This window comes from Paraburkholderia sp. BCC1884 (genome assembly GCF_900996225.1).
In the GTDB taxonomy this organism is placed as follows: Bacteria; Pseudomonadota; Gammaproteobacteria; order Burkholderiales; family Burkholderiaceae; genus Paraburkholderia.
In genome coordinates, this window is sequence record NZ_CAAJGL010000123.1 from 87424 (window position 1) to 105706 (window position 18283).

Annotated in this window: 14 protein-coding genes; 3 read left to right on the top strand and 11 right to left on the bottom strand. The window is 62.8% G+C overall.

Annotated features, from left to right (window positions below; translation table 11 throughout):
* The first annotated feature begins 191 nt into the window (after positions 1–191).
* Positions 192–1502 carry an MFS transporter gene (locus FQ705_RS27995; RefSeq protein ID WP_144146891.1) on the top strand — a complete coding sequence of 437 codons (1311 nt, stop codon included), beginning with the start codon at positions 192–194 and terminating at the stop codon, positions 1500–1502.
* 67 nt (positions 1503–1569) lie between these two features.
* The gene (locus tag FQ705_RS28000; RefSeq protein WP_186308027.1) at positions 1570–2145 is read left to right on the top strand and encodes a hypothetical protein; all 576 of its coding nucleotides are present in this window, start codon (positions 1570–1572) and stop codon (positions 2143–2145) included.
* Positions 2146–2565: 420 nt separating this feature from the next.
* On the opposite strand, the gene FQ705_RS28010 is transcribed toward FQ705_RS28000, so the two are convergent.
* Both FQ705_RS28010 and FQ705_RS28015 read right to left on the bottom strand, forming a co-directional pair.
* Positions 2566–3951, bottom strand: coding sequence for an MFS transporter (locus FQ705_RS28010; protein ID WP_144146897.1), 1386 nt, complete (start codon positions 3949–3951; stop codon positions 2566–2568).
* An 89-nt stretch (positions 3952–4040) separates the two neighbouring features.
* Entirely contained in the window at positions 4041–5207 is a 1167-nt protein-coding gene (locus tag FQ705_RS28015; RefSeq protein WP_144146899.1) for a M24 family metallopeptidase, read from the bottom strand.
* Positions 5208–5393: 186 nt separating this feature from the next.
* Between FQ705_RS28015 and FQ705_RS28020 the strand changes: the two genes are divergently transcribed.
* Positions 5394–6383: a LysR substrate-binding domain-containing protein gene (locus tag FQ705_RS28020; protein ID WP_144146902.1), complete on the top strand. Its 990-nt coding sequence runs from the start codon at positions 5394–5396 to the stop codon at positions 6381–6383.
* 15 nt (positions 6384–6398) lie between these two features.
* Here the strand turns inward: FQ705_RS28020 and iolB are convergent, their stop codons facing one another.
* The 9 genes from iolB to FQ705_RS28065 all read right to left on the bottom strand — a co-directional run bounded on the left by iolB (position 6399) and on the right by FQ705_RS28065 (position 18146).
* Positions 6399–7229, bottom strand: a complete 831-nt coding sequence (gene iolB, locus FQ705_RS28025) for a 5-deoxy-glucuronate isomerase (protein WP_144146905.1) — start codon at positions 7227–7229, stop codon at positions 6399–6401.
* A gap of 70 nt (positions 7230–7299) precedes the next feature.
* Complete coding sequence (locus FQ705_RS28030) at positions 7300–8778, bottom strand: mannitol dehydrogenase family protein (protein WP_144147576.1); 1479 nt, start codon at positions 8776–8778, stop codon at positions 7300–7302.
* Entirely contained in the window at positions 8765–9823 is a 1059-nt protein-coding gene (uxuA, locus tag FQ705_RS28035; protein WP_144146908.1) for a mannonate dehydratase, read from the bottom strand. Before uxuA ends, FQ705_RS28030 begins: the two co-directional genes overlap by 14 nt.
* 383 nt (positions 9824–10206) lie before the next feature.
* The gene (locus tag FQ705_RS34850; RefSeq protein WP_144146911.1) at positions 10207–11739 is read right to left on the bottom strand and encodes a methyl-accepting chemotaxis protein; all 1533 of its coding nucleotides are present in this window, start codon (positions 11737–11739) and stop codon (positions 10207–10209) included.
* A gap of 11 nt (positions 11740–11750) precedes the next feature.
* Entirely contained in the window at positions 11751–13352 is a 1602-nt protein-coding gene (locus FQ705_RS28045; RefSeq protein ID WP_144146914.1) for an aldehyde dehydrogenase (NADP(+)), read from the bottom strand.
* Positions 13353–13387: 35 nt separating this feature from the next.
* Entirely contained in the window at positions 13388–14479 is a 1092-nt protein-coding gene (locus FQ705_RS28050) for an Ldh family oxidoreductase (RefSeq protein WP_260854637.1), read from the bottom strand.
* Positions 14480–14633: 154 nt separating this feature from the next.
* Entirely contained in the window at positions 14634–15971 is a 1338-nt protein-coding gene (locus FQ705_RS28055) for an MFS transporter (RefSeq protein ID WP_144146920.1), read from the bottom strand.
* Positions 15972–16139: 168 nt separating this feature from the next.
* Positions 16140–16862, bottom strand: coding sequence for a ribonuclease activity regulator RraA (locus FQ705_RS28060; RefSeq protein WP_144147579.1), 723 nt, complete (start codon positions 16860–16862; stop codon positions 16140–16142).
* Between the two features lie 69 nt (positions 16863–16931).
* Complete coding sequence (locus FQ705_RS28065) at positions 16932–18146, bottom strand: porin (protein ID WP_144146923.1); 1215 nt, start codon at positions 18144–18146, stop codon at positions 16932–16934.
* Positions 18147–18283 lie beyond the last annotated feature (137 nt).

The window sequence follows — 18283 nt, forward strand, 5'->3', positions numbered from 1 at the left end:
CGAAGCAAGTCTAAAACAGCGGCGCGCTCCCCAGGTTGTCCAATCGCGATGACGGCGTTGCCAAGTTGAGAATGGGCCACCCCTCGTGTTCTTGCATACTTGGCTTGCGCACCGGATCGGAATTGCTTACGTTCAGGTGACGCAGACATAAGTGCAGCGAGAGAGCCGCCAAACCCATTATGGAGCGAGACATGTCAATCAACCCTCCGGCAGCGATGCCTTACGCGGAAGCGCCGCTAGACGAGCGCAGCGTCTATTCGAAGGTATCGTGGCGATTAATCCCTTTTCTACTGCTGTGCTATACGGCTGGATACCTCGATCGGGTGAACGTTGGTTTCGCTAAGCTGCAGATGCTCGATCAATTGAAGTTTAGTGAGACGGTCTACGGTCTGGGGGCAGGCATATTCTTTATTGGTTACGTCATTTTTGAAGTTCCAAGCAACATCGTCATGCACAAGGTCGGCGCGAGAATCTGGATCGCGCGGATCATGATCACGTGGGGCCTCATTTCCGCGGCAATGGTGTTTGTCAAAACGCCGACCACCTTTTATGTGATGCGGTTTCTTCTAGGCGTAGCGGAAGCTGGGTTTCTCCCGGGTATTTTGTTATATCTCACCTATTGGTATCCGTCGTCACGCCGTGGAAGCATCATCGCCCTTTTTTTGGGAGGCATTCCGCTTGCCGGTATGCTAGGGGGCCCCTTATCCGGGTGGATCATGCACGCGTCTGCCAATGTCGGTGGATGGTCCGGATGGCAGATGATGTTCCTGCTCGAAGCGATCCCGTCAGTGCTGCTCGGCATCGCCGTATTTTTTATCCTGGGAAACGATGTCCGCTCCGCGAAATGGCTGACTGAATCCGAAAAAAGATTGCTCGAAGCCAAGCTCGAAGGTGAGACCCCGGACACGCAGGTACATTCGCTGCGTGGCGCATTCGCCGACCCGCGCACGTGGATCCTGTGTGTGATGTATGCCTTTATCCTGATGGGCGAGTATGGCGTTCTGTTCTGGATGCCGACCATCATCAAGGACACCGGCGTTTCAGATCCGCTGCAGGTCGGCTTGCTGACGGCTATCCCATATACCGCAACCGTGATCGCCATGTTTCTCGTCGGGCGGCACTCGGACCGGACCCGTGAGCGCCGGTGGCATCTCGCCTTGCCTGGCGCTGTTGCCGCAATAGGACTTGCGCTCGCCGCCATGTATCCACACAGCACCGTGATGGCTGTAGTCGGACTGACGATTGGCACAATGGGCGTCCTTTCTGTTGTGTCGCAGTTCTGGATTCTGCCTCCCGCTCTTCTAAGCGGCGTGGCAGCTGCTGCAGGGATCGCGCTCGTTAATTCGGTTGGGAACCTTGCCGGCTTCGTTAGCCCGTACATGCTTGGGTGGATCAAGCAGAACACCGGCACGACAAGCATCGGACTTTATATACTCGCCGCAAGCATGCTAGTCGGAAGCTTGACAGTGTTCTGCTTTCCCTCGCGACTGATCAATCGTTAGGTCCCGGCCGCACCATAAAAAAATGACACATCGCGCGGACTGGAATGCGGGACCTTCAAGTTCGGCGATGTTTGACGACGAGCCGGAGTTACCAATGACATGGCAGCACTTTCTGACGGTAGGGGCGGAGGATAGTACGACCGACGCGCAGTGTTTGCTAGGGGAAACCGGGTGGACACTGCATCGATCAAATCGGCTTCCATCTCGACTGTTCAATTGGCTCAATGGTGAGGATATTCCTGACAGGGCGAGAGAAATCCTTGCCATGCAACCGCGTTTCGCTGAGGCGTCCGGTTTGATCCGCGTGCCCTCAGAGCGCGAGAATCTTTGTGGCATACGGGAAGTCTGGGTTCTGGCGCGGACAACCTCAGGCCTGGCGTCGATTGTGGTGTGCGACGCCGAAGACTCACTTGAAGCCCAATTTCATCGTCGTATTGCTTTGGCGAAAGAACAGGCATTGCGCTATTTCGCTCGACAGGCGTTGTTGCTCGTCCAGTCTCAAGCCCCGACGGATAACATGACTGAGTTTGCCAAATTCTCCGCGATACAGGGTCATCCAGATCCGGTGGGTGATCGGATTTATAGTATGCCGAGCGAGAACTCCATTGCCCTAAGTTATGTATGGCTTGGACCACTAACCTGACGGAGTGGAAAGCGACACACATTGCGGTGTAACTCAGTCAGGCTCGTGGCCTGCCGCCGCAATTTCCTTCGTACCTGGCAACTCCGCGCCTCGCGCCTGAATCGGTCGATCATCCGGTGTCTCAAAGGAAAGGCAAAAGCGGTGGATGGAATTCCATCTCTTGTTGCCAGCTACCAGCCGGCTCGCAGATCAATTGCACCGGTGTGCCGATGCGATCGCCTTCGCCATACGGTCTGCCTCTGCAGCCTGACAGGCGGCAATCTCCTTCCGCAAGAACCAGTTTGCCATCGGCCGCCTGCGCATCAAAGACCCAACCCGGTTTGCAATCTGGAGTGCGGTGCTCGCGGCACGAAGCGTGTGGGTTGAACACGCTTCGCTCACCTCCGATCCATTTTTTTCACCGCGACCATCGATTTGCGCTCAGCGCGGCAGAGGATGTGGCGAATGTGCAGACGCGCGTGCGCTCAGCGCCGCGGCCGCCTCATCTTCCGGGTCTGCGGACAGATCCCGCCTGAAAGTCTCCGCGAGGAAAAACGCGCACACGAGGCTCAGCAATGCAGTCGCGCCGATATAGATCGAGATGGGCAGCGTCTGGCCATAGGTGGCGAACAGATAGGTGGCGATCAACGGCGTCGGTCCTGACGTAATGATGCCGGCGATCTGATACGGCAGCGAAGCACCCGTATAGCGCACCCGCGTACCGAACAGTTCCGCAAACCACGTTGATTGCACGCCGTACACAGACGCCTGACTCAACGCGATACCGCAGACGTACGCCACGAAAATCAAGGTCGGATTGCGTGTCTCGAGCAACGGAAAGAACCCAAAGCCATAGATCCCCACGAACACCGCGCCGAGCATGAAGACGGTCCGGCGTCCGATCACGTCCGACAGTTTGCCGAACAGCGGCAGGGTGATGAGCGCAAACGCACAACCCACAATGATGGCGTTCAGCAACAGTCCACGCGACAAGCCGAGCCGCGTCGTTCCGTATACCAGCACGAACACGTTGATCACGTTGAAGGTGATGTCGACCGCGAAGCGCGTGCCGATCGTCAGCACGAGGTCTTTCGGATGCCGGCGCAGTAACTCGATCAACGGCGCCTTCACGACCTGCTTGCTCGCCTTGATCTGTTCGAAGACCGGCGACTCCATGACGCGCAGGCGGATGAACAGACCGATCGCAATCAGCGCGACGCTCAGCAGGAACGGCAGGCGCCATCCCCATGAATAGAACGCGTCCGACGGCATACTCGAGACGGCTTTGAAGACCGCGGTCGAGAGCATCAGCCCCAGCGGCACGCCCAATTGCGGGAATGCGCCGAAGAAGCCACGCTTGCTGGCTGGCGCCGTTTCGACCACCATCAACACCGCGCCGCCCCATTCCCCGCCGACGCCGAGCCCTTGCAAGAAGCGCATCGCAACCAGCAGGATCGGCGCCCAGACGCCGATCGAGGCGTACGTCGGCAGCAGGCCGATCACGAAGGTGCCGACACCCATGATCGTCAGCGTCGCGACGAGCGTCGCCTTACGTCCGATCCGATCGCCAAAGTGCCCGAAAAACACCGCGCCGAAGGGCCGTGCGAGATAGCCGACCGCAAAACTCCCGAACGCTGCGATGGTGCCGACCATCGGATCGAACGAGGGAAAGAACAGTTTGGCGAAGACCAGCGCCGAAGCAGTGGCATAGAGAAAAAAGTCGTACCACTCAATGGCGGTCCCGACCACCGAAGCGACCAGCACACGGTTGACGGCCGACCGGCTGATAACCGGCGCATTGCCGGATGAAACGGACGATGTATTCATGTCTCCTCCCTCTCTGGGAATCTATGTTTTTGAACTGCTGCGTGTCGGCGGCGCGGGTCCGCCGGCCCGTTGCGATAAATTCGCTGCACTCACCAGTGCAGTTCCATCGGGAACTGGTCAAGCGTTTCGACGCCGCCCGCGGTCAACCGCACGATACGTTCTGTGCGCAAACCGCCGACGTTCGGCACCGTGATCGTCGCCTTCAGGGTAAAGACCATGTTTTCCTGCAGCACGGTCTTATTGCCCGGCCCGATCCACGGCGCTTCTTCCTCCGGGTCCATGCCGGTGCCGTGCCCGGTGCCATGGCCGCGCGCTTCGCTCGAGTATTGCTCATAGTTCGATTTCACCAGCGCCTGCTGGATCACCGCATTCAGTTCCGTGGCCGCCATGCCGGGACGCGCGGCCGCAAGCCCCGCTTCGACCGCGCGCGCCGCTGCCGCAACGATCGCCATCTTCTCGGGACTCGCCGGACCGTACGTGAACCCGCGTCCGCCATCGGCTACGTACCCACGATAACGCGCACCGATGTCGGTCATGATGAGGTCGCCTGGTTGCAGGATGCGATCGGTGGGACGCGCCAGGTTATACGCCGAGCGCGGCCCGGATTGCACCATCGAATCGAACGCGGTCCGGTCCGCTCCTCCCGCGAGCATCGCGCGGTCAGCGATCAAAGCGAGCTCGCGCTCGGTATAGGGACGACCGTCGGCGAGCGCGTCGCGGATCGCGGCCATCGCCGAATCGGTCAGCGCGGCGGCTTTGCGCATCAGCGCCACTTCGGCATCGCTCTTGATCGCCTTGATCTCGGCCAGCACCATCGTCGGTTCGAGCCTCAGTTCGCCCAGACCGGCGTACAGGCGTTTCAGCAGGTCCGCGGGGATATAGGCGGCGCCGGCAAGACCGACCGCGCCGCTGCGATGCCGTGACGAAAATGCCTGCACCTGCTGCGTGACTTCGCGCAGGCTGCGCACCTCGAACCCGGTCACGCTGGTCGCGTAGTCGAAGCATTGATCCGACACGAACAGCGTCGGGTCGCCATCGACGGGCAGCAGCAGGATCGCGTTGGCGATGTCGGATACGCCGTCGAGCGGACGGAATTCGGTGAAATAGCCGATGTTCGCGCCACGCCAGCAGTCACCGAATGCGAGCAGACCGACCAGGCCCGCCTTGTCGAGTGCACCACGGACCTTGGCCACGCGACCGAGGAATTCGTCAGTGCTGATGCCTTCCGGCGGAATGTCTTTGGTGCGAGTGTTCATTGCTTCTTTGTCTCCTGTACGACTGCATATGCAGGTGCCGGATGCACCCGGTCTCGATGCCAATCAAGCGAATCCGCCCGAGTTGGAACGCTGGACGTCTTCTGCATAGTAGAATCTATCGATATGCTTTTATAATGAAAAATAACTCAATAACTATATCGATATGGAATACCTTGAGCAGACATCATGACCGCAGCTTTCCAGCCTGATTCCGGTGCCGGCGTCGCCAGCCACTTCGATCCCACGCGCCTGAAGACGCGCCAATTGGCGCTGATCGTTCAGCTCGACATCCATCGCTCGGTACTGCACGCGGCGAATGCCGCGCACATGACCCAGCCGGGGGCGACCAAGTTGCTGCGCGAACTCGAAGAAACCATGGGTGTGGACCTGTTCGAACGCCATCCGCGCGGCGTCGAGCCCACCTGGTACGGCGAGGTGCTGATCCGCCACGCACGCAGCGTGCTGGCGGAGTTGCAGCACGCGTACGACGAAGTGTCGGCGCTCAAGGCCGGCCTGACCGGCCAGGCGATGATTGGCACGGAGGTCACCGCGGCCACCAGCCTCGTGCCCCAGGCGGTGGCGCTCCTCAAGAAGCGCTTTCCACGGATTCGCGTCAACATCGAAATGGAGTTCAGCGAGGTGCTGGTGCAGCGCCTGCTGGAAGGGCGGCTGGATATGATCGTCGCGCGAATCCGCAATCCGGACGATCTCGCGGAACTGCACTACGTTCCGCTTGCCGAAGCACAGCACGCGCTGTTCGCGCGCGTTGGCCATCCGCTCGCCAGGCGCAAGGCGCTTGGCTGGGACGAACTCGCGCCGCAAACCTGGATCTTGCCGCCGAAAGGCAACGTGATGCGCAATCAGTTCACCCAGCTGTTTCTCGAACGGAAGCTCGCGTTGCCGACGGACGTGGTCGAGAGTTCATCGTTGCCCGTCATCACCAGTCTGCTGCAAATGAGCGATATGATCGCGCCGCTTGCGCGCGAGCCGGTGCGGCCTTACTGCATTGCCGGCGCGCTTGAACCGCTGCCGTTCGAGTTCGATCTGAAGCTCGGGCCGGCGGGTATCATCACGCGGCGCGGCGAACGGCTCTCGCCGGGCGCCCGGGCGATGTTGCAGGCGCTGCGCGAGTCCGCCGGGTTCGATGCCAAAGGCCCCGACACGGACCCCGACTGAGCCGCAACAACTGGATCAGCGTGCGCCGTTCGCCGGGACGCTCGCGTCGGCTTCCAGCAGCCATTCATGAGCCGGCTCGTTATGCACGTGCCAGGTACGACGCGGACCGGCCATCACGTTCAGGTAGTAGAGGTCGTAGCCATGCGCGGCGGCCACCGGATGATAGCCGCGCGGCACCAGCACGACATGCTTGTCGTAAGGCACGAACGTCTCGTCAAGGCTGCGGTCGTCGGTATAGACCCGCTGAATCGCAAAGCCCTGCGGAGGCGAAACGCGGTGGTAATAGGTTTCCTCCAGATAGGTCTGCTGCTCGCCGTCGTCCGTATCGTGCCGATGCGGCGGATAGCTGGACCAGTTGCCTGCTGGCGTCACCGATTCCACCACCAGCAAGCTCTCGGCCGGTTCCGTTTCCGGCAGGATATGGCGCACATGACGCAGATTGGCACCGCGGCCGCGGGTTTCCTGCCTGACCTCGCCGGGTGCGATAAAGCGCGGCGCGAGGCCACCCTTCGCGGGCGCGGAGCAGATCCCCAGTTCGAGCTCATCCTCGGCCACGATCGTGTAGCGCGTATGCGGCGGCACGTACATGGACCACGGCGCGCCTTCGAACGGCGACATCCGCGCACCGATCACGCGGCTCGCGAGCCCCTCACAGCCGGCCGTTGCGTGCCCCTTGACGAGCACGACCACGACCTCACGATCGCCCGTCTCGCGCGTAAGCGTGGCGCCAGCCTTCAGGTCGAAGACATCGAAACCGACGTATCGCCAGCCGGCGCTTGCCGGCGTGATGTGGATAATCTGGCCGTCTTCGGCATGCTTCGACGGTTTGACGAGCAGGTCGCTCATGTGATGCTCCGGTTATTTATCGTGACGACTGTGCGCAACCCCGCCTCGCCGCGCCTGGCGAGCACGGTCGTCAATCGGTACAAGCGTCCATGGCCTTGACGACGCCCTGCGCGCGGATCGCGTCCAGGTGGCGCACGACTTGTGCGGTGAAGGGCGGCTGCGCCCGTAGATCCTGTCCAAAGATCGATTCGATCGCGAATACCGCTTGCACCGCAGCGCTGGCATCCGCATGTGAAGTCGCGCACGCCGCCTCGTGCAACGTATCGGCGAGCGGATCGGCGATCTTATAGGCGCGTCCTGTCTCGTCCCGACCGCCGAGGTAGACGATCCAGCCCGCCAGCGCAAACGCAAGACGTTCGGTCGGCGCGCCACTTTTCAGATTCGCGCGCACGCTTTCCAGCCAGCGCTGCGGCAGTTTCTGCGAGCCGTCGGTCGCAATCTGATGCAGGCGGTGATCGAGCGCGGCGTTACGAAACCGCGTGAACAGTTCAGCGCGATAGCTAGCCAGGGCGGGGCGCGACAAGCTCGGCTCGACCTCGTCCCGCAACATGCTTTCGACAAAGTTCAACATGGCCGGCGCCGCGATCGCCTGATCGACGGTGTCGTAGCCGATCAGCGAGCCGAGATACGCAAGCGCCGAATGGGCGCCGTTCAGCATCCGCAATTTCGCCTGCTCATAGGGACGCGCGTCGTCGACAAGCGTCGCGCCTGCCCGCTCCCACGCCGGACGCGGCCCCGCGAATCGATCCTCGATCACCCATTGCGAAAACGGTTCGGTCATCACCGGCCACGCGTCGTCGGCGCCGAGCTGAGCCGCTACGCGCAGGCGATCGGCGTCGGTGGTAAACGGCACGATCCGATCCACCATCGTGTTGGGAAACGCGCCCTCCCGCTCGATCCAGCCGGCCAGCGCAACATCCACCTCACGCGCGAACGCCAGCGTCAGCGAGCGCATCGTGTCGCCATTGGACGGCAGGTTGTCGCACGAGAGCACGGTAAACGGTCGAAGACCGCCCGCACGGCGTTGCGCCAACGCTCGCACGACAAAACCGATCGCGCTTCGCGGCGCGGCTGCATCGACCAGATCATGAGCAATGTCGGGATGATCGAACTGCAGCGTGCCGCTCGCCGGATTGCGGCAATAGCCTTTCTCGGTGATTGTCAGGCTGACGATATGGCAATGCGGATCGGTCATCGCCTCGAGCACGGCAGCGGGCGACTGCGGCGCGACCAGCGACGTGATCAGTGCACCGATCACCTGGAACGAGTCGGTAGCGCCGTCACGCACATCGACGGTGTACAGATTGTCCTGCGGCGCGAGCGCCTGCGACGTGTCCGCGCGCCGGAGCGAAACGCCGACGATGCCCCAGCGGTGATCGCCGGCGCGCAACACATGCTCGGTGTACACCGCCTGGTGTGCGCGATGGAATGCGCCGAGACCCAGATGCACGATGCCCGCCTCAAGGCTCGCGCGACGGTAAGCGGGAACGGAGATTTCGCCAGCGGCGCGCGCCGCGAGCGAAGCCATGCTGTCGTTATTCAGCCGCATCATGCGCCGGGTGTTTGGCGAGGCCTTCCCAGATGCCGTTCAGATAAACCGCGCCCAGCGCGCGGTCGAACAGTCCGTAGCCTGCGCGGCCAGTTTCACCCCAGATCATTCGCCCGTGGTCCGGCCTTGCATAGCCTTCAAAGCCGGTTTCGAAATAGGCTTTGACGATTTCCGCCATGTCGAGCGAGCCGTCCGCCGAGCGATGCGAGGTCTCGTGAAAGTCGCCGGCGGCGTTGGTCTGCACATTACGCAGGTGCGCGAAATGAATCCGGCCACGCGCGCCGAACTCACGCACCAGAGCCGGAATATCGTTCTGCTGATCGGCGCCCAGCGAACCGGAACAAAGCGTCAAGCCGTTAGCGGGATCGTCGACGATCGACAGCACACGCTGCAGATCGTCGCGATTCTTCACGATGCGCGGCAACCCGAAAATCGGCCGCGGCGGATCGTCTGGGTGGATCGCCATCCTGATGCCGGCCTCTTTGGCCACCGGAATGATCGCCCGCAGAAAGTAGGCGAGATTTGCCCAGAGACCGGACTCGTCGAGCGCCTCGTAATCGCGCAGCAGCGCCTTCAACTGCTCGGGCCGATAGCTCGCGTCCCAGCCGGGCAACTGGATGCCCTCGCTGACATCGAGTTCGCGGATCGCCTGCGTGTCAAACGCCAACGTGGTTGAACCATCGGGCAACCGCATTTCCAGCGACGTGCGGGTCCAGTCGAACACCGGCATGAAGTTGTAGCACACCACCTTCACGCCGCAGGCACCGAGGTTGCGGAGCGTTTCGCCATAGTTGGCGATCAGCCTGTCGCGCGTCGGTTTGCCTAGCTTGATGTCCTCGTGCACCGGCACACTTTCGATCACGTCCAGCGTCAGGCCGTGAGCCTCGATCTTCTCTTTCAGCGATCTGATTGTGTCGATCGGCCAGATCTCGCCTACCGGCACGTCATAGATCGCCGAGACGACACCCACCATGCCGGGAATCTGGCGGATATAGGCAAGCGGCACGGGGTCTGCATCGCCATACCAGCGAAAGGTCATTTTCATGTTCGGTCTCCTGCTATCACGGTCGCCCCGTCGTCGACGACGCAGGCAGAGCATCGATGAATGGGCGATGCGGCAATCCGGTGTCAGGCACGCTGCGCCGGTCGGATGCATGCGTTCGCGACGCCGGGAGTCAGCATCCTAGCGCCGACTGTGATGCGTTAATAATGAAGAATTACGCTGTATCTATACGATTGCGGAATACGAAGCGCAACGCCCATTAATGGAGGCATGCTGAAGAATGAGGAGCCAACCGCCGAGCCAGTATCGAGCCCTATGTCTTGTTTCTGCCGGATCAAAACCGGCGAAATGCAGACCAGGATGCTGCAAGAGATAAATTCCGGAAGCCGGATCAACGCGTCGGCGAAATTTGCGAACACCAGCAGCTAGAACCGGAACACCGCCACTGTCTCCTTCAACTGCCTGGCCTGCTGCTCGAGCGACTGCGTAGCCGCGGTCGCCTGCTCGACCAGCGCGGCATTCTGCTGGGTCACCAGGTCCATCTCCGCGACGGCGCGAGCGACCTGTTCAATGCCCGAGCTTTGCTCCGACGAGGCCGCTGATATCTCTCCCATGATGTCGGCTACGCGCTTCACGTCGACGAGGATCGCCTGCATGCGGCCGCCCGCCTCATCGACCAGTGTGCCGCCTGCCTGAACTTTTTTGCTCGACGTCTCGATTAACTGCTTGATCTCTTTGGCTGCCGCCGACGCGCGCTGCGCCAGCGTGCGGACTTCGGCGGCCACCACTGCGAATCCGCGTCCCTGCTCACCAGCGCGAGCGGCCTCGACGGCAGCATTGAGCGCAAGGATATTGGTCTGAAACGCAATGCCTTCGATGATCGCAATGATATTGCCGATGCGTACGGAACTCTGATCGATCTCGGCCATGGTTCTCACCACGCCGTCGACAGCGCTGCTGCCCAGGTGAGCTGTTTCAGTGGCGCCCGCCGCGAGCGTCAGCGCCTGGCGCGCATTATCGGCGTTGTGCTTGACCGTACTCGTCAGCTCTTCCATGCTTGCCGCGGTTTCCTGCAATGACGCCGCCTGCTGTTCCGTTCGCGAAGACAAATCGAGGTTACCGGCGGCGATCTGTTGCGCGGTCGTTGCAATCGTGTCACTCGCCCGGCGCACTGTGGTTACCGTGTTCGCGAGACCGTCGCGCATTTGCGCAAGGCCGCTCAGCAGCGCGCCCATTTCGTCATGGGACCACACGTCGATCGGGTGCGACAGGTCGCCTGCCGCAATCCGCTCGAAATGGCCGAGTGCTGCGTCGAGCGGGGTGCCTATCGCCCGGCGCAGCGACACGAAGGTCAACGCGCCGGCAAGCAAGCCGAGCACAACCGTGGCGAACGTTATCGCGCGAAACCGCCGGAAGCTGGCTTCTGCGTCGGCGTATCGTCCCTTCGCCTCGTCGCGCTGAAACTGCTTGAGGTCCGCGCTTGCAGTGACGTAGTCGGTGTTGGCTACGGCGATCGCCTTTAACGCGACCTTGACGGCGGCACCGTCCATGCTCTCGATCGAATCGGCGAAAGCATCGAGGTTACTCTGCACCCTGCCGCGCTTCGCATTGACCGCAGCGGCAAGACGAACTTCGCTCGCGGTGGCAGGCAAAGCCAGGTACTGGGCCCATGCCGCCAAGCCTTGCCCTTTGAGCATGCGATAGGTTGCCACGTCCTTGTCGACGGTTGGCGCTGCCGGATCGAAGGCGATCCTGTCGACGGTCGTACGTTCGCGGCTGATCGCAAGTTCGGCGTCGCCGATGAGCCGCGTGCTGGCGAGCCGGTTCGCGTACGTCTCGCGGTTGGCATCGTTGCTATTCGCCATGCCCGTCACGCCGAGCGCGCCGATCGTCATCAGCAGCACGGAGAACAAAAGTATCGTGGCGCCAAGCCGCGCACGTATTGACAGCTTCGGCATCGTGTCTATCCTCAGCTGGCGCTCGAGCTGTCGAGCGCACGCTTCGTCATTTCGCCGTCGACGAGCCGTGTCAGCTTGAGTGGATTGGCATTCTTCAGCGCATCGGGCAACTGGTCGTCGGGATAGTTCTGGTAACAGACTGGCCGGAGGAAACGGTCGATCGCGAGTGTGCCGACCGAGGTGCCGCGCGCATCCGAGGTCGCGGGCCAGGGACCGCCGTGAACCATCGCGTCCGACACCTCCACGCCGGTCGGATAGCCGTTCACCAGCAGCCGCCCGGCCTTTTCCTCGAGCCGTTCGATCAGCTTGCGATGTGATTGCAGATCGCCGGACGACGCCAGCAGCGTGGCCGTCAGTTGACCCTGCATGGTCGCGGCAAAGCGCAATAGCTGGTCCGCGCTATCGAGCTCGACGACCACCGTCGCCGGTCCGAAGATCTCTTCTTCGAGCGGTCGGCCGGGATCGAACAGCAGGCTCGCTTCGGCGATGAGCAACTGCGGCGCCGCCTGCCGCGCGTCGCCTTGAGCAGACGAATGCAGGCGGATGCCGGGACGGCCGTAAGCGCGCGCCAGCGCCACGTTGAAACCGGCGAAGATGCCGGGGTTCAGCATGGTCTGCGGCACCTGCCGCTCGATCGCGCGGCCGAGCTGGTCGATGAACGCGCTGAAGGGCGCCGAGCGCACGCCGAGCACGAGACCCGGACTGGTGCAGAGCTGCCCGCAACCGGTAGCCACCGATGCCGCCAACTCATTGGCGAGCGCCGCGCCCCGCTGCTCCAGCGCGCCGTCCAGTACAAACACCGGATTCACGCTCGACATCTCCGCGAACACCGGAATCGGCTGCTCGCGAGCCGCCGCGAGATCGCAGAGCGCACGCCCGCCGCGCAGCGAACCGGTGAAGCCGACCGCCTGAATGCCGGGCGCCTGCACGAGGCGTGCGCCGACGCGCTCGCCGTAGATCAAATTGAAGGTTCCCGCCGGCATGCCGGTGCGCCGAATCGCCCGTTCGATCGCGTCGGCCACGTACCCGGATGTCACGAGATGGCCAGAGTGCGCCTTCACGACCACCGGACAGCCGGCCGCCAGCGCGGATGCGGTATCGCCGCCTGCCACCGAGAACGCCAACGGAAAATTACTCGCGCCGAACACGGCCACTGGCCCGACGCCGATACGGTATTGGCGCAGGTCGGGACGCGGAATCGGCTGCCGCCCAGGCAAGGCCCGATCGATGCGTGCGCCGTAGAAGTCGCCGCGGCGCAAGACCTGGGCGAACAGGCGCATCTGGTTGCTGGTGCGCGCGCGCTCGCCGACGACGCGGCCGTTCGGCAGCGCCGTTTCGCGCATCACCTCGGCAACGAAATCGTCGCCGAGCGCATCGATTTCCGCTGCGATCGCGTCCAGAAATTCGGCGCGTGCGCTCGCCGGCAACGCCCGATAGCGCGGAAAGGCGGCGGCGGCGGCGTTTACCGCGGCGTCGATTTCATCGTTCGTGGCCTGGGCGAAAGGCACCGGATATGTCTCGCCGGTCGAGGCCGAGAGGCTATGCAAGGCAACGTCGCCACGCGCGCTGCGCTGCCCGCCGATGTAGTTGTGACCGAGAAGTTTAGCTGTCATGGTTTCTTCTTTGGGATGGGGCGCCGAAGCCGGCGCTAAATCGTCAGCAGGAACGGCGCACCCGCCGCCTGAGCGACGTCGCGGATTTTTTCGCGCAACGAATCGGGCATCGGGATGCCCTGCTCGCTGCGCTCCATGCGCGTCAGGCGCTCGGGATCACCCGGGATCAGCACGGGCTGCGCCGGGTGAGCCGGCTGGCTGCCGCGCAACGCGTCGATGACCGCGTCGAGGTCCGCGTGGTATTCGTCGATGGGACGGAATGCCGCCGGATTCATCGCGAGAAAAAAATGGCCGATGTTGTCGGGTTCGTCGCTCTTTTGCGTGCGGTTGCGCACCGGCGAGAACGAACCGCCGCCCAGCGTACTGCCGAGAATCTGCGCGAACAGACCGAGGCCATAGCCCTTGTGTCCGCCAAGCGTCGTGCCGTCGCCGCCGAGCGGCGCGAGGCCTCCGCCCAGGCGTTCGAATAGCAGACGGTAAGCTTCGGCGGAATCGGTCAACGTGTTGCCGGACGCGTCGAGCGCCCAGCCGGCTGGCAATGGCTTGCCCTGCAACGCGTAGACCTTGACCTTGTTGGACGCGACCACGCTGGTCGACATGTCGAGAATCACGGGTGGATGCCGTCCGGCAGGCGTCGCGAAGGCAAACGGATTGGTGCCGAGCATGGGCTCGGCGCCGAATGTGGGCACCACCGTCGCCAGACGCGTCGAACACGACACCATGGCGATCAGGCCGCGCTTCGCTGCCATCTCGGCGTAATAACCGGCCGCGCCGAAGTGCTGCGAATTGAACACCGACACTGCGCCCATGTCGCACGCGAGCGCCTTTTCAATGGCGAGTTCCATTGCCATGCGCGAGGTGGGATGGCCCATCGCCGCATTGCCGTCGATCAGCGCGGTAGTCGCCGTCTCGCGCACGATCCGTGCGCTCGCCTTCATATCGATCTGACCCGCGCGGTAGAGTTGATCGTAGAACATCAGCATCGAGATGCCGTGCGAGTCGATGCCTTTCAGGTCGGAGTCGATCAGGATCTCGGCGGACGCCGTGACCTGGTCGGGCGACATGCCCCAGGCCTGCAGGATGACCTCGATTTGCTGCTGTGCGATTGCGGCCCCGATGCGGGGCATAGTGTCTGCCATGACTGACCTGCCAAGCGATAAGATTGAATCGGAAAAGAGAGGCTGGCGCGCCGGGTTGTCCGGCTGGCGCCGTGCCTCAAATGCGCACCGTTAATGCGTGGCTTAAATGCATGCCTTTAATGCCTACCGCTAATGCATGCGATTAATGCGTGGCCGACGCCGCCGTAGGGTCGTCGCGGCCCGCGAGGCCAAGCCGGAACCAGACCGCCAGCGCGCCCGTGCCGAGCAACAGCAGGCTGACGGCCGGCACCAGCATCGGCGCCGCCGTGCTGCCCGTCGCCTTGCCGACCCAGGGCATGATGTTCTGGGCAAGAAAACCGCCCACGCTGGAGCCCGCGGCGATCACCGCAAGCGCCGCCGCGCCGCCGGCACCCTTCATGAACGACGCCGGCAGGAGCCGCGGCGGCAGCGCCCAGAAACACGGGATCATCAGGTAGAGACACGGTGCGCCGAGCGACAGCGCCGCGAACCGCAGCGCATTGCTGAACGGCCCCACGCTCGCGATAAAGAACGCCATACCCAGCACCGCCGCGCAGAAGACCGCAAGCAGCACGCGGCGCGGAGTCTTGAGGCGGCGCGGCAGCCACAGCAACATCAACGACGTGATGAACCACGGAATCATGTTCAGCAGCCCGTTGACGCCGCTCGTCACGCCGAAGCCTCTGACGAGCGTCGGCAGCCAATAGGCGATACCGTAGATCGCAATGGAGATGGTTCCGTATCCGACGCTGAACAATGCCACCGTGCAGAACGCGGCCAGCGACCAGCCCGTGCCGCCGGCAAGACGCGCCGCAGGCGGATCGGCGCGCAGCCGGGATTCGACTACCTCTTTCTCGCGCTCGCTGAGAAACGCCGCGGAGCGCGGGCCATCCGGCAGGCAGTACAGCGTGACGAAAGTCAGGAGCACCGCCGGCGCCCCCGTGGTCAGAAAAACCCACTGCCAACCCGCGAGACCCGCCGCGCCGTGCAGTTCGAGCGAGAAGCCGCCGATCAGCGAACCAAGCATGTTGCCCATGCTGCTGCCCAGCGTCAGCAGGCCGACAATGCCGGTGCGTTGGCGCTCCGGAAACCACATGCCGAGGTAGAGAATGATGCCGGGATAAAGGCCTGCTTCGGCCGCGCCGAGCAGAAAACGCAGAATCTGGAATGCCAGCACGGACGGCGTCCAGGCCAGCAACAACGTGGCGACGCCCCATGTGAACATGATCCGCGAGATCCAGCGGCGCGCGCCGAAGCGATGCATCATCAGATTGCTCGGCACCTCGAACACCAGATAACCGATAAAGAACAGCGAGGACGCAAAACCGTACGAGGCCTCGCTCATCTTCAGGCTGCTCAGCATCTGCAATTTGGCGAAGCCGATATTCGCGCGGTCGATATAAGCGACCAGAAAAATCGCGATCAGCAGCGGCACAAGGCGCCACGCTATGCGCGTAAAAAGTGGGTCTTCACTGCTTCGGTCGGTCACTGTCGCCTCCATGCCGGGCCGCTGTTGCGCGGCCCATCGTCGATATACGTATGAGTGGGGTTTGGTGCGGCGGGCCGCACGGATTTCGTCGTTCTGGCCGGACACCGTGACGTGCGAATGCGCAATCGTGCATTCGCGCGCCGCCGGCGCCGATTTTCTCGGTTTATCTGTTTGCCTCTGCTACGAACCGGCGCCTTTGCCGGCCAAGCTGTCCTTCCACGCGTCGAATGCCAGGCGCGTCGCCTCGTCGGGCGGATACAGCCCGAAAGTCGACCGGCCCGCGCGCACCTGGCCGTCCACCCAGTCCTCGAAGACGGTCATCGCGGCGGCTTCCTCGGCGATCTGGTTGGCCAGATGCGCCGGAATCACCACCACCCCTTCCCCATCGCCGACGACAATGTCGCCCGGATACACCGCGACGTCGCCGCATGCGATCGGCACGTTCAGATCGACAGCGTGGTGATGAATCAGATTCGTGGGCGCCGACGGCCGCGCCGCATAGCACGGAAAGTCCAGCGTCTGAAGATCGGGGGTGTCGCGAAAGCCGCCGTCGGTGACGACGCCGGCGACCCCGCGCATCATCATTCGCGTGATCAGAATGCCGCCCGCGGACGCCGCGCGCGCGTCCTTGCGCGAATCAATCACCATCACATGCTCCGCCGGAATCTCCTCCACGCCGCGCCGCTGTGGATGGCCGCGGTCCGAGAAAACGCCGATGTGATCGAGATCCTCGCGGGCCGGAATGTAGCGCAGCGTGTAGGCTTCGCCCACCATGCGTGCGGCCGTCGGATTGACGGGCAGCACGCCTTGCACGCAGACGTTGTGGAAGCCACGCTTGAAGAGCGCGGTGGTCAGGGTTGCCGTGCTGACTGCGCGCAAACGGACGCGGTTCTCGTCGGACAGCGGGCTCGCGAGAGTCTCTGAAGTCACAGATTTGCTCCTGGTTCTGATGAAGGGTTGGCCTGCCGGCGCTTAGAACTTGTGGCGAATCGCGAAACGCACCGTCGCCTGTTGATTACCCGACGAAGGGGTCAGGCCGTTGAGCGACGCGCGCGCCGCATGGCCCGTCGAATCGATGCCGCTCGCGTGCTGCAAGACGCCGATCAGATAGAAGTCGGTGCGCTTCGACAGAATGTAGTCGGCGCTCAACGCGCCCTGCTGGTACTTCGCATCGTTCGCGGCGCCCCCGTCGGTGTAGTTGTAGGCCACCCCCACCGATAACGCCGGCGTCAATTGATACTGCGCGCTGAGTTCCGCGCTATTGAATGCCGCGGCGCCGCCCAGTCCGGCCGGATTGAGCACCGACGCGACACCGCTCAGGTGCTTGTACTTCGTGTTCGAATAGATCGCGCCGATCGTTGCCGCACCGATGCCGTACGTGGCACCCGCACTGATGATCTCTTCGCTTTGCGCCGATGCGTACCCGCTAATGACCGGCGAGCTGCCGAAATTATTCGTGGCCGCCGTCGCGCTAACCGCCGTGCCAAAGAACGAGGCGTTCGGATTGCGCGCGTTCAGGTAGCCGACACCAACCGTGAGCGGGCCACGCGCATAACCGGCGCCGATCGAGTAAATCTGGTTGCCCGCCATGCTGCCCGGCACACCGCCGAAGCTATACATGGCTTCGGCCGTGAAGCCTGCGTAGTTGGCCGTACGGTATTTGACCGCGTTGTTGACACGATTGGTGTTGTTGAGGTTGTCCAGATCGCCCGGATGCGCGCCGATGCTGCCCGAGAACATCGCGCTCGGCATTAGCGGATGGATGTAGTCGACCACCGGATCGTACTGACGGCCCAGGGTCACCGTGCCGGACGCGCCCGACAATCCCACGTAAGCCTGGCGGCCGAACAGCAGCGAGCCCTGTCCCATTTTGCCGTTGTTCACGTCGAAGCCGCTCTCCAGCACGAACAGCGTCTTCAGACCGCCACCCAGGTCCTCAACGCCTCGCAGCCCCCAGCGGCTGCCGCTGAGAATACCGCTCGACAGGCTATACAGGTTGTGGCCATGGCCTGGGCTGGTCTGCACGTTGCTCGTATAGTTGATGCCCTCGTCGATGATCCCGTATAGCGTTACGCTGCCTTGCGCGTGGACGGGCGCCGATACCGATGCCGCTGCGGCGAACGCCGCGAATGTAAGGGCCGCCCGCGCGGCAAATGAGTTCGATGAGGTTGCAAGGGTCTTTCGCACTGCGAGGTCTCCAATTACTTTTGTTGTTAGCGACAGAAAGGAATTGCGCTTTGCCGTGCCCGGCGCGCGCAAATAAAAAAACCGACGAGGCGATGCCTTGCCTTCATCGGCAAAACGGTGGTGGTTCGGTCGCCCGG